This window comes from Acaryochloris marina MBIC11017, from assembly GCF_000018105.1.
In the GTDB taxonomy this organism is placed as follows: Bacteria; Cyanobacteriota; Cyanobacteriia; order Thermosynechococcales; family Thermosynechococcaceae; genus Acaryochloris; species Acaryochloris marina.
Genome location: NC_009931.1, coordinates 128,973 through 141,984 on the forward strand (window position 1 = coordinate 128,973; position 13,012 = coordinate 141,984).

At 48.6% G+C, this 13,012-nt stretch carries 9 protein-coding genes and 3 pseudogenes; 8 read left to right on the top strand and 4 right to left on the bottom strand.

The annotated features are described in order from the left end of the window. Nucleotides 1-4: 4 nt before the first annotated feature. The 5 genes from AM1_RS35985 (at nucleotide 5) to AM1_RS36005 (ending at nucleotide 5,276) form a co-directional block, all read left to right on the top strand. Nucleotides 5-379 carry a hypothetical protein gene (locus AM1_RS35985; protein WP_012168208.1) on the top strand — a complete coding sequence of 125 codons (375 nt, stop codon included), beginning with the start codon at nucleotides 5-7 and terminating at the stop codon, nucleotides 377-379. A 47-nt stretch (nucleotides 380-426) separates the two neighbouring features. Beyond that, complete coding sequence (locus tag AM1_RS35990) at nucleotides 427-2,202, top strand: type IV secretory system conjugative DNA transfer family protein (protein ID WP_012168209.1); 1,776 nt, start codon at nucleotides 427-429, stop codon at nucleotides 2,200-2,202. 4 nt (nucleotides 2,203-2,206) lie between these two features. Continuing rightward, nucleotides 2,207-3,112 (top strand): hypothetical protein, encoded by a 906-nt coding sequence (locus tag AM1_RS35995; protein ID WP_012168210.1) that lies wholly within the window; start codon nucleotides 2,207-2,209, stop codon nucleotides 3,110-3,112. Between the two features lie 22 nt (nucleotides 3,113-3,134). Beyond that, nucleotides 3,135-3,536 carry a hypothetical protein gene (locus AM1_RS36000; protein ID WP_012168211.1) on the top strand — a complete coding sequence of 134 codons (402 nt, stop codon included), beginning with the start codon at nucleotides 3,135-3,137 and terminating at the stop codon, nucleotides 3,534-3,536. Between the two features lie 87 nt (nucleotides 3,537-3,623). Next, a complete protein-coding gene (locus AM1_RS36005; protein ID WP_012168212.1) occupies nucleotides 3,624-5,276 on the top strand; it encodes a hypothetical protein in 1,653 nt (550 codons plus the stop codon). 854 nt (nucleotides 5,277-6,130) lie between these two features. On the opposite strand, the pseudogene AM1_RS39440 reads toward AM1_RS36005, so the two are convergent. Beyond that, nucleotides 6,131-6,738: pseudogene (locus AM1_RS39440) on the bottom strand (IS630 family transposase); the annotation flags it as partial. A gap of 233 nt (nucleotides 6,739-6,971) precedes the next feature. Between AM1_RS39440 and istA the strand changes: the two are divergent. Next, nucleotides 6,972-7,976, top strand: a pseudogene (istA, locus tag AM1_RS43775) (IS21-like element ISAcma26 family transposase); the annotation flags it as partial. Nucleotides 7,977-8,406: 430 nt separating this feature from the next. Next, on the top strand, nucleotides 8,407-9,225 hold the full coding sequence (gene istB, locus AM1_RS36020; protein ID WP_012168214.1) for an IS21-like element ISAcma26 family helper ATPase IstB: 819 nt from the start codon (nucleotides 8,407-8,409) through the stop codon (nucleotides 9,223-9,225). A gap of 179 nt (nucleotides 9,226-9,404) precedes the next feature. On the opposite strand, the pseudogene AM1_RS36025 reads toward istB, so the two are convergent. Next, nucleotides 9,405-9,803, bottom strand: a pseudogene (locus AM1_RS36025) (helix-turn-helix domain-containing protein); the annotation flags it as partial. A gap of 127 nt (nucleotides 9,804-9,930) precedes the next feature. Between AM1_RS36025 and AM1_RS36030 the strand changes: the two are divergent. Next, nucleotides 9,931-10,428, top strand: a complete 498-nt coding sequence (locus tag AM1_RS36030; RefSeq protein ID WP_012168216.1) for a hypothetical protein — start codon at nucleotides 9,931-9,933, stop codon at nucleotides 10,426-10,428. Nucleotides 10,429-10,468: 40 nt separating this feature from the next. Here the strand turns inward: AM1_RS36030 and AM1_RS44150 are convergent, their stop codons facing one another. Next, complete coding sequence (locus AM1_RS44150) at nucleotides 10,469-12,385, bottom strand: NACHT domain-containing protein (RefSeq protein WP_187153002.1); 1,917 nt, start codon at nucleotides 12,383-12,385, stop codon at nucleotides 10,469-10,471. A gap of 181 nt (nucleotides 12,386-12,566) precedes the next feature. Beyond that, the gene (locus AM1_RS36040) at nucleotides 12,567-13,001 is read right to left on the bottom strand and encodes a hypothetical protein (protein WP_012168218.1); all 435 of its coding nucleotides are present in this window, start codon (nucleotides 12,999-13,001) and stop codon (nucleotides 12,567-12,569) included. Nucleotides 13,002-13,012: the final 11 nt, after the last annotated feature.

Here is a 13,012-nt window from a genome sequence, read left to right on the forward strand (position 1 = left end):
AACGATGAAAAAATTGCTTACTACCTTACTGATTCTTTCTGCTGTTGCCCTTCCGAGCCAAGTGCTAGCTCAGAACAGCAGCATTGATGCCTCCTGCATTCCTGAGACGGGATCTCGCATCCCCGTGGAAAAGGCCGTTATTTATGCCACGACCACCCAGGATGCCACCACCTATCACTATGTTGTTCTCCACCCTAAAGACCTGTCTCAGTCTCTCGGTGTGGTGTTAGTCGAGGTAACAGGGGGCCAATGCAAAGGCCATTTGGTTGATTTTGCGGGGAATACCTTGCCCTTTGAGCAGTTTGTCCCCGCCCCCGTCGCTAAAGAATTGGTGGATCAAGCCACACGCAATTGGAACAACCGCCAAACCAGCCCTTAGTAGTGCCACCGCCATTTTGTTAGAGTCCTATCTCGATTGGTAAGGTTATGCATCCTCCTATCGCACAAATCCAGACCTCACAAACCGAGTCTACCCCCACCCACCCCCATCCACCGCAGCCTAGTACTCCGTTTGGGGGAATCAACCCCCAACTTTTGCTGATGGGGGGATGCATGGCATTACTGTTGGTCCCCATGCTGTTTCAAAAGTACTCCGGCCAACGGAAAGGCATCCTTGCCCGTGCCCGGTTCGCCACGGCCCGTGAGATCCATCAGTCTAAAATCTATGCCCGCAAGCTGATTCAGCAGAACAAGCACAATAAGGTGGCCCTGTGGATTCAAGAACCCAAGGGTATTATTATCAATCACCAGAAACGGCAGATTGAGATTCCCCCAGACAACAACTCCTTTTACGTCAGCCATTTAGAAGAGCATTCCCTGATCCTCGGCAATACGGGGTCTGGTAAGAGCTATTCCGTTCTCGATCCATTCAAGCGATCCGTGATCAAGCGGGGGCAACCGCTGTTTGACTATGACTACAAAGGCCATGAAGAATCCCCCCATAGCCTCGCCCCTAGTTCCAGTATTGCGGGGTATGCCCTGGATCATGGCTATAAGGTCTATGTGGTGGCCCCTGGCTTTCCAGATACCGATAAATTCAACATCCTCGATGTCTTGAAACATCCCCAGGATGGGGCCAATGCCTTTCAACTGTCCAACGTCCTCAATGAGAACTTCAAGCTCTCAGCTAGTGACCAAGGGGCTGATTTCTTCAGCTTAGCGGGCAACCAGCTAATCCAAGCCCTATTTATGCTCGTCAAAGGGTCAGAAGTCTGCGCAGATATTGCCCTAGCCCATAAGATCCTCGCCCTTCCCAACTTTTCCAAGCGAATTGCCGAGGTGCAGCTTCCTCAGTATCAAAAAGTGGCCTTTGATAACTATCTGGCGTCTGCGGATTCCCCCGAAACCGCAGCCTCTATCGCTACGACGGCCTCGATCATGTTCTCTCGATTTATGATTCCAGAGGTGCTGTCTACCTTCTGTGGTCAGAGCACGATGCCCCTGGAGATTACGGGGCGAACGATGGTGATCTTCCGACTCAATCCCCAGATTGAGTTTGCGGTGGCTCCCCTTTTGGCCTCGATCATCTATCTGATGATTAACCGCAATATCTACATGGCCCGAAAAGATCCCGTCCATTTCTTCTTGGATGAGGTGCAAACCCTCAAAGTCCCCAGCCTGTCTAAGGTCTTACAGGTGGCCCGTTCAGCGGGGGGCTGCTTCTACCTGGGCACCCAAGGCATAGACCTACTGGAGAGTACCTATGGGGTGAAAGAAACGGAAAATATTCTCACGGGTTGTAAGACCGTGTTTGTGGGCCAGCTCAGTCACAACGGCACCGCTGAATATTACAGCAAGTATTTTGGCATGGAGGATATCTCCTACAAGAATAAGTCAAGAAGCCACGGGAAAGGAGGCACTAACCGCTCCGAGGGAGACCAGCAGAACACCCGTCCCCTCGTGGAAATCCAACAATTGCTGGAGTTACCCCAAGGCCAATTCTATTGCCGCAATCGGGGTATCGGTAATAAAAAAGCCGTCCGTATACCCGTCCACCATCAGACCGTTATTCCCCCTTGGGAGCTGAGGGATATGGACAAAGGAAAGCAAACCTGGAAGAAATACCGGAAGCTACGGATCAAACAATCCAAGATTCAACCCCTGACGGACCAGGATCTAGAAACCCGCGAAAGCGTTGCCCGCTCCCTGGTGCCAGATCATGCCAATGTCGCTGCGGGTCAACAAGCCGCCGTGAGGTACTAAGTTCATGAAAATCACCTGTCCTATCTGTAAATGGCCACTCTACCTCCCCGAGCAGCCCCAAGAAGGGGAGGAAATGGGTTGCCGTCATTGCCACTCTTCCTTTGCCATGACTCACACCCATGTGGTGGAGAGTTGGGCCGTGACGACCCAGCATCAAATCCCGTCTGCTTATCTCGCCATTCTATTTATAAGGGAAGGAAAAACCCATCGCGTCCAATTGGACCGAGATATCCCACCGGGATTAAACTGCATCGCCTTGACTCCCCTCCACGGTTTGGGTAAACACCAACCCATCCTGCTGTTGGACCTGCAAACCGCTGGGGTCTATCCATTGACTCATCCTCGGCGGCTGTCCCGCCGTTACCAGCTCCAAGGGGCACTGCTGATCGCGGCTATAGCCGCAGGGATAGGCATGGAGTTAAATCTCCCCCAAAACGTGACGACAGGAGCTGGAATTACCAGCAGCTTGGCGGGTGCCTATGGGATTGCGCGATTCAATCATGGGAGGGAACGGGATCCGAAACGACGGACCCAGTTGTTACGCTCTCAAAGCCTGCTCAAGCAGAGCCACCAACTCGGCGAACGGGTGCGGGAACTGGAGCGAGAATTGTCCCAGTCCCAGACCTTGAGCCAGCAGTTGCAGGAGCTGTCCAATCGGCCCACCGTCGTCGGCCAGAGTAAAGAGACAATTTTGCAGAGAGGTCATAAGGTCATTGAGGGCAAAAATGCCGTCCTGCAACGACTGATTGACTGTTGCCGCAACAGCAAGGATTTGATTGATGTGGAGCTGATGGCTGCTCAGTTGAGTGAGCAGTTACCGGACGGCATCGATCAGCAGCTTTTAGCCTACCAAAGTGAAATTGAGAAGCTGGAAGAAGAGTACGAAGGGATGCTTCTCACGACCGTTTAGTGAACATAAGGAGACATTGTAAATGCCTAAATTATTTACACCTGAAAAGATTGAGGTGATTTCCCAGTTACGTCCAGAGATTCAGCAGCTACGGGAGCGTTACCCCTTTACCTTTGCAGAGTATGCAGAGACCATCTTAGCTGGGCAAACTGACCCCTTTCCCCCTGGTCATCAGTTTGAGCAGTTTGCCGTCTACTACGGGGATACGGCCCGTCGCCCTGGTTATCTGTTTATGGATGGTAAAGCCACGATTGATTTCGTGGAACCCATAGATACGGGAGTCATCCAAGCCAGGGGCAATTGGGATTGGGTCTATTTCCAGGTAGAGGGCTATGTGCTGCTCAACCGGATTGAACAGGCCGCACTCCCTCAGATGCCCACCCTGGACGAATTAGCCAATATGGTAGCCGCTGCAACGGAATGAATTTACAACGACCACTATTGAGCATCTTTGCTTGATAGCACCTGAACTATTCAAACAAATTCAAATAGTAAGAAGAGGACATGGATCATGCCCATCCATCAAGCTGCCCAAAATCAGACCCATGAAGTCCAAGAAGCGAATGCACGGGCCGTTGAAGGGTCCGCCCGCATGATTGCTGAAGCGATGCGGATGAGTTTTCGACTGATGCGGATGGCTCAGCGCAATGCTCAACAACTTTCTCAGCAATATGGTTCTGGGGCGAGTGACAGCGATACCCCGGACCCTGATACTCCTGACTTAGATGAGGATATCGAACTCAATCCACGGGAGGAGAACGAACTGAGTCAAGAAGCTGATATCCAGCTCAACCCAGAACAAGACATCACCATCAAAGTGGGTAAGACCACCGTCTATCCCATCCCAGAAGATACCCAACTAGAACAAGCGGATGTAGACAATCTGATCGCGGCCCTGGAGAACCCAGAGCAGTTGCAGGAAGAGGTTACTGTATTTGCGACCCAGACCTTACCGGATGGGAGTAAGTCGAATGAAAACGTCTTCCATGCAGTACCAGGGGAGGTGAAATATGACCCCCATAAACTGGTGGAAGCCTTTGCCCAGCAGAAGGTTGAACAGCAGGATGAAACCCTTAGTCAAGACCAGGAACCCGCTCAGATTGTGATTGAAGGGGAGACCCGGCCAATGAGCTGGGATACGCCCGTGGTGAATCAAGCAGCGGCTCCTATTATTGAGAACATCAAGAATAAGGTGACTCAAGGGGCTGAGGCGATTAAAGATAGAGCGGCTAATGCCCTTGAGCGCCAGAATTTACTCAATATGGCGTTTAAGGGAGGTACCGTCGCGAGAGCTGCCTATGACCAGGCGGCTCAAATACCTGGACGAGCAGAAAAGTTAAAGGAGGTGGTTGCTCAGGTTAAAGAGAAGACAGGACAAGCCATTGCGGAAGTGCGGGAGAAGGCTAAAGACCTAGATCCAAAGCAACTCATTCAGGGTAAAGACCCCGTGCAAGGTCCAGAGCTGCCCAGCTTGGATGACCGGATTTCCACTCTTCAATCTCAAGTGGGGGATCTCCAATGGCAAATGAATGATTTGCAAGACCAGTTAAAGTCTGTGGATGCCAAGCTGGATGTGATTGTCAACCGCACCAATCCACCTGAGCAAAGCAACAATGTCGATAAATGGCACAACAATTTAGGCGGAATGGTCAAGGAGAAGCTACAGCAAATCAAGGAAAAAATCACTACGGCCATTCAGTCCATCAAAGACAAAATTAGTGAGGTGATCAACAACTTCAAGGCGACGGCTTTTGATAAAGTCGAGCAGGCAAAAGAGAAAGTCACTGAGGTCAAGGACAATGTGACCAGTCGGGTTGATAATACGGTGCAATCCGTGCGTCAGGGGATTGCAGATATCCAAGCTGGTATGACCAATGCCGCCGTTGCTAAGCTCGTCCAGCAGTACGGCCAAGAACAACCCGATGGCAGCCGCGTTTATAACGGGGATCGGTTCTCCTATCAAACTCAGGGAGATAGCGTCACTATCTCTGCAAAAGGTCGGGGTAATGTTTTCCAGAATGGTCAGCTCACGGATAAGGCCAATGTTCAGGATGCCCAGGCAATCCAGGCATTACCCGCGAAGGTGGAGCAGGAATTTGCTCACCAGCAATCTGAGAAGGCTACAGCGAGTCAAGCAGTGGGGGCGGGTGGCCGTCGTCGCTAATCCAGAACCTGGATCTTTAATGTTGTGATGGTTTGCGTGGCTGGTCAGGGTTCATTCCCGCCGACCAGCTGCGCGATGAATCTCTGAAATCAAACCTTCAAACTTAGGCCGAGGGTTAGCGGGGAGACTGCTGACCTGGCTTTTTATACCCATCCTCACGTCAAAGGAGCTGAAAAATGCAAACTGCGATCTTAAGAGTTGGAGACGCAAGCCTCCTGGTGACCCCGGATGGTAAGCCGCTTCCCCACAAGGATGCAGAGCAGCCAACCTTCCACATCATGCCTAAGCTGTTTAACACAGGTGCTGGGATTGGGCTGGAGAACATCACTCTGTATGGTGCCCATGTTCTAGCCTTTGGCAAGAGTGGAGACGATGAAAAGGATTACATCAATGTCTTGCCCAAAGATGTCAGACTCACCAATCCTTGTCCGAATATCAGATATGTCATTGCAGGTACGGCTGATCGGAAGATGGGTTGGGACATTCCTTTAGACCCCAGCAAGCCCCCTCAGCAACTTCGGTTGTGGTGGCTCTTAGAAACACAAACGGATAGCACCATCATCGAGCACTATATCGACCTTGAATTTGAGCTAACCCAAAGGGGGAATGTTTTCTCAATGGCATCCCTCAATTTTGCTGTTGGAGAGGGGCCAAGGGCAGTTAGCTTTGTCGATCCTGAACAGGCTTGTGAATTTTTTACCAGGAATGATCCTGCCTATCAAATTGGATATAAGGGCGCGGATCTCATCATTCGCCAATCCAACAAGATCCAGTCCTGTGCTTGGTCTGATCTGGGGTTGGAAGAGTTTGAGGAAATGGTTCATCTGAGAGATATGACCCCAGTTGATAAGCACTTAGCTAAAATTAATTACATAATCATCGCCGTAGGTTTTCAAAACTCTTTCCACATATTCGACCAAAGATGCCCACCCCCAGTAGGCACTCATTTCAATCCACTGATATTTCATGAATTGCCACAGACGCTCAATCAAATTGAGATGGGGAGAATAGCTTGGCAACTCAAACAAGGTAATTCCCCGTTCGGCCCACTCTGCCTTCATCTCATAGATTGATTGGCTCGTATGGATAGGGGCTTGATCCACCACAATGACGGTGGGCAACTCCACGTCAGCAAAAAAGGTATCAATGCAATGACTGACAACCTCACTGGTGATGGTCTGTTCTGATGTATAAGCATGTAGCCCTTGTCGTCGACTCAAAAACCCCAGAACATTCAAGCGTTTACTTGAACGAGTCGGTATTTCCAGATAAGTCCCTATGGGTTGCCATCCATAGGGAATACAGGGGACTAACGAAAAACCACTCTCATCCATAAAGAATAGATGGATGTCTCCCTTCTCTTCCTGTTCCTTGAGATGTTCTAACTGCTGTTTTTTTCGAGGTAGTGGGCATATAAAGGCTGGCCTGATGTCCCTTGGCGAAAGCGATGCCAGCTTATATTAGACGACAATCGAGCTGACGGATTAATGACGATGTCACGTCGGCTATAGCTATGAAGAAACCAGGCATCCCCTGAGAAGGATAAAACTAGATCTCAATTCCCTAGAAATGATGTGTGAGATCGCGTTTCTAGAATTCAATCTCAAGAAAAAAGACACTTTTTACATCCCTAATCAATAGAGGGCTGTACAAGTGCCTAACAAAAGAATTGATTCCTATCATACTCGTGTTTATATGAACGGAAGAGACCTCGGCTTAAAACAAGCTGATGCAGCTTACATTGCCGAAATATCTACAAGAACCGGACAACGAATTGAGGCCGGCACCCATCAACCTAATCGCGGCCGCCTTCAGGACCAACGCACCGTTCCCGACCCCTTAGCTGATGTGTGGGAAGACGAGCTAGAACCAATGCTGCGTCGAGACCCACGCCTCAAACCCATGACCCTGTATGAGTACCTGCAGGATAAGTATCCAGGCCAGTATCCCCAAGTCCTGCGGACCCTACAACGTCGGGTGAGAACGTGGAAAGCCTTACATGGACCAAGCCCTGAAGTGATGTTTGAATTGCGTCATGAACCAGGGGTACAAGGGTTCTCCGATTTTACAGAACTCAAAGGCATCACGATTACCATTGCCGGCAAACCCTTTGAGCACCTGATTTACCATTACCGTCTGGGATACAGCGGCTGGCGATATGCCCAGATCATCGAAGGAGGCGAAAGCTTTGTCGCCCTCTCAGAAGGATTGCAAAATGCCTTTGCAGCCTGTGGAGGTGTTCCTACACAGCATCGTACTGATAGTTTGAGTGCAGCCTATCGCAACATGGGCGGCCGCCGGTCCAAAAACCTCACTCGTCTGTACGACGAACTGTGTGACCACTATCGGCTAGAACCCACTCGTAACAACAAAGGTGTAGCCCATGAGAATGGCTCCATTGAATCTCCCCATGGTCATCTGAAGAACCGAATTAAGCAGGCGATCTATCTGCGCGGCAGTGCAGATTTTACGAGCGTTGCTGAGTATCAAGCCTTAATTGATGCACAGGTTGCCAAGTTGAATCAGCAGTGCCAAACCAAGTATGAGCAAGAGAAAGACCATCTACAACCACTGCCCAAATATCGAACCCCTGACTATGAAGTGCTCACGGCTAAAGTCAGCAAACGCAGCACCATCGATGTTCGCTGCATTCTATACACCGTCCCTTCTCGACTGATTGGTCGTCAATTGGAACTGCATCTATACCATGACCGGATTGTCGGCTATCTGGAGCGACACCCGGTGGTGGAATTGCCGAGGAAGCGCGTCAGTGGCAAAGGCAAACGTCGCGACCGTTGCATCAACTATCGCCATGTTATTGGTTCAATGCGATTGAAGCCTCGTGCTTTTATCTATTGCACCTGGCAATCAGACCTACTTCCCAATCCTGAATACCGCCAAATCTGGGAACAGCTCAAAGCCCAATTTGACCTGGAGCAGGCTGCCAAGATCATCGTGGAAGCCCTGTATATTGCTGCGGTTCAAGATAAAGAACAGGCCGTAGCAGTGTACTTACAGCAGCAGCTTCGCTCATCCAGCCTTACCCTCAATCGCCTGAAAAAACAGTTTGAGCCGCCTCAGATGAAGCAGGTTCCTGAACTCAGCATTGAACAACATTCACTTGAACTTTATGACAAACTCCTCCCCTCCTGCTCAGTCCCCGCTGAGCCCCTACCAGCACCTGAGCCTCTATTTAAAAAAGCTCAGGCTCTCCCACATGTTGACCCATTGGGAATCTATCGAATCCCAAGCCATGCAGGAAAACTGGTCTTATGCGGAATTCTTACTAGCCTTGTGCGAAACGGAGGCCCAACGAAGAGAACAAGCTCGTCTAAAACGTGCCCTCACCGAAGCCAGGCTCCCAAACGCAAAAAGTTTTACCAACTTTGACTTTAGCCATTGTCCCCAGCTCAATCCAGCTCCCTTGATGCAATTAGCCGCAGATCCGGGTTGGTTGGAGCGCGCCGAGAATTGCCTTATTCTGGGGCCCTCGGGTGTTGGAAAAACACATCTGGCCACTGGGGTGTCCAAAAAGATGCTGGAATTCGGTAAGCGGGTGAAGTTCTTTGCAGCCAACGCATTGGTCCAGCAACTGCAACAGGCGAAGCTCCAACTGCAGCTGCATCCAATGCTCAAAAAACTGGACCGCTATGATCTGTTGATCTTGGATGACTTGGGCTATTGCAAAAAGTCGGAAGCGGAAACGTCCGTTCTGTTTGAATTAATTGCGCATCGCTATGAACGAAAAAGTTTGTTGATTACAGCGAATCAACCCTTCAGCCAATGGGATGACATTTTCACTGATTCGATGATGGCGGTGGCTGCCATTGATCGCTTAATTCATCATGGCTTGATTATCGAAATTCAAGCCGATAGTTATCGGCGCAAATCAGCGACTCAGAGAACGGCTCAAACTCAGTCTCAACCTCAAAAATCCCAGTCCAAATAATCGAGCGATCACTGGTTGTCATTTCGATCACGGGTTGTCGTTTTGTTCTGAAGGTATCGTATGAGGTCTGAAAAAGAGCTAACGCAAAGGGAGTGTACGCCAAATAATACGGTTCAAATTTGGGGGTTGATCCGCCTTGTGGTTGTCGCGACATCGCCTATGGGGTTGACATCCAATAAGCTTATGTCCATTTGCTTCAAAACGCGTTTAACTGTGGCCTTTGACACGCGTACTGACCACTGTTGTTCAATCTGAGCTAACACCTGGTTGAGTTGGATGGGAGATGCCTGAGTCCACTCATAAATCTGCTGTTGTTGGTCGCGATTAAACATCGGTTTTCGACCTCGACCTGGGTGATTATAGAGTCCTGCAAATCCTCGGTTGTTCCAAGCCTTAAGCCAGTTGTAAACCGTTTTAGGACTCACACTAAAAAGGGAGGCTAAGGTATAGGGGGTCCAACCCTGAGCGAACAAAATGAGGCAATGGGCGCGTTGTCTGACCTGATGATGGCGACTACTGTGATAAATCCGATGCAATAAGCGTAAGCTTTCGGTGGAGATAGGACGGACTAATGACATCAAATCAATGGTTGTAAACAGATGACTCAGGTAGTTTACATCCAGGGAATTCTATGTAATTAATTTTTTTCATCTGCTTACCTTCCACACCCATTTAGAAGAATTCGCTTCAGATGCCTGTATCGAAATGCCTCCCCACATCCTAAAACAGGCGATCCAGGATGCCATATGGACGGATGACATGCAGGAGAGCATCTGGAACAAAAGCAGTGGATATGAGCAATCTCCAGCATTGCAACGACTTTGCCGATGGTGGAATGAGAATGCACCCAACCCCGAATATCGGAGGGCGGCGAATATCGTGTTGTGGGTGAGGGTCGAGGATGATAGCGAGTATTGGGCTGGCTGGTATGAATGCCCAAATATCGATATAGGGGTTCTAACAAGTGAAATGAGTGCCAATGTTGGTCAGCATGTCATTGTCCAATTCCTGCAGGGTCGAGATGCCTATACACCTATTGGAGGCTATGGCTGCATGATCTGGGGTGTTGATGGTTGTGAGTATATTGATGTCGGTGCAACCGTTGATGAAGTAGATGAAGCGTATTACGGCCATCATATGTTGAAAGATTTCCCGGATCGCTTCCCCGTAGCCTGGAAATGCCTTCATGATTTGGCCCAGTAGTTTTGTGTTGAGTTTCTATTAGGTTTAATCTCAATATTTACTATCTAAGTCGTAGTTGCTGGTGCGATTCTAGCTCCATGCTGGCGAAGTGCTCAAGGAGCATTCGGTGGACAAATATGTAGCCACCGCCAACTTTTTGAAGGAAGAGGCGATCAGCAGCGTAATCCAGGAAGCGGGCGTAGTTCCAGGGGATATGTCCCATGCGGTAAAGCATTAAGCGGAGTGTGAAGTGTCTTAGGCAAGTAGTGCCACCACCAATCAGCCCAAAAAACAGCCCAGCACTTACCCCAAAAAACACCCCAGAAAGCAGCGACTTCTCAATTACCCCAAGAATTACCCCAAGAATTACCCCAAAATTGGCCCCAAAATTCAAAGCATTAATGGCTGACTTCCAAATCCCCTGGTTCGGTTGAAATGTATTCAACATGTCTGGGCCTCTGAGTCCACCAATAACAACACTAAGCAGCCCAAGAATCAGCCCATATCTCAGCCCAAGAATCAGCCCTTCAATCAGCGCATTAATCAGCCCCCAATACATTTCAAAACTCAGCGCAACAAGCAGCCCCAAAATTGGCCCCAAAATTAGCCCCAAAATTAGCCTTTTACGAAAAATACTTTTTGCTTCTCTCCAAGACCATTTCAAGGTTTCTACGGTTTTGATGTTTCCTGAAAATCCAACGATCAGCCCAATAATCAGCCCATAACTCAGCCCAATTTTCAGCCCCTGAAACAGCTGATACCTCAGCTCAGAAAACAGTTCAAACGTCGATGCAAACTTCAGCTCTAAAAGCAGCCCAAAAATCAGCCAAGAACTCAGCGTAGTAAGCAGCCCAAAAATCAGCCCAAAAAACAGCCCAAAAAACAGCCAACTTATTAGTCCACTTTCTAGACGATAGCGAAGTTTTTGAAACTTAGTCTGAAAGAAACTTGGCTGTATTCTCTCTATCAAAAACACAGTTTGAGATGTTCGAGACATTTCTTGAGCTAACCAGATCAGCCAAAGTGTTGCTTGTTCTTGGAGGTAGTTTCGAGTAGTTCCCTTACGTTGGAACATACGTTTAATATAGGTATCAAACAATCGTTGGCGAAAGATTTCTGATGTAACTGACCTTGGAAGGTTATCCCAGTCAGAACCCTGATAGGCCAGGCTCATAATGCTCAATATCAAAGGTGAGGAAGCAAAGGATTTAATTTCAGAGTTCTGGTTGACTATTGCTCGCAACGCTATTAATGATTCCCCAGCTTGCTCAAGGTACTCATCGATTTGCTGAGGGGTTAACGGTTTAACGTAGATGGCACTTCGCAAAGTTACCTTATCAGAAAGGGCTTCGTAGTCATGAATACGGCTACATACAACCATCTCGGTACGACCATGAGCTTGAAGGAATTGATTTAAAGCATGTACACAGTCATTCCGATGCTTGGCCTCAACTTCATCCAGGCCATCCAGTAATAGGATTAATTGTTCTTTTACGATCCAAGACTTCCCCAATGACTTAGAAACAGTATATTTATCAAAAAGTTCCTCTACTAACCACTCCTCAATGGATTTTCGTTGTCTAGACCAAGACGAGAGATTGAGCACCACTGGCAAAGGCTGATTTAGATCCGCTTCTGTTCGAGAAATTAGACTTTCCGCTAATTTCAGTAGGGATATTGTCTTGCCCGCACCTGGCTCTCCCAGAATCAGTAGTGTCCGTCCAGCACCGATATCCTCAAATATATGTGTGGCTGATGTGCCTTCTGGAAAAGCTTGCTTAGATTCAGGAGGGAATTCCTCGACACCTTCTAGTGGAGTATAAACATAGTTGTTTCTCTCTTCCAACCCTAATTCAATCAACACTTGGCTATGCAGCGACTTCGCTAAGACTCCATCAATCCAGAATTGTTGAACTTTACTGAGTAGAACCTTGCGCCATCTATGCTCATCCCGGCTTAAAGGTTTTGCTGTGTCCAAAGGAGCTTGAGGAACCTTAACAGTACTAAATACATTGACAACCTCAGCATTTTGAATCTGAGTTACCTCCAAGTCTCTCCCAGCAACGCCACCAATCTGGACGTCTTTGAGAACTCCACCAGAGAAATTTATACTCTGCTTTGATGGTTATTTAGACTGTTCACTCATAGCAGGGCTAGCCCTATAGCAGGAAGCCTGATGCAACTCCTAGCCAGGGAGTGACTTTTTCCACGATTGGTTTGATCTTTTTCCAAAGATTGGACCCTGCTGCTACAGTCTCACCTGCTTCTTTGAGAACAGTAGTAGCCTTTTTAAGGCTTTTGGCTGCGTAGTCTTTGTCAGGTTCCTCAGCTTGAACTTCTTCCTTAGCTGATTCCAGGTGTCGAAGTGCTTTGCTGGCTTGTTCTTTTGGTAGTTCTGTACTCTTTAATAAAGCTTCCAGTTGGGTGATGAGGTCAACGACATCAGCTTGCGTTAGTTGAACTTCCGTTCCATCTGTCCCAATCTGTTGGGTCTGGGTCACCGTCTGATCGCCTCCAGCTATTCCACCTATCTGGACGTTGGAGTTTTGACCACCGCTGATACTGATAGATTGGGAAGGCTTTTCTTCTGACATAGCTTTAGTAG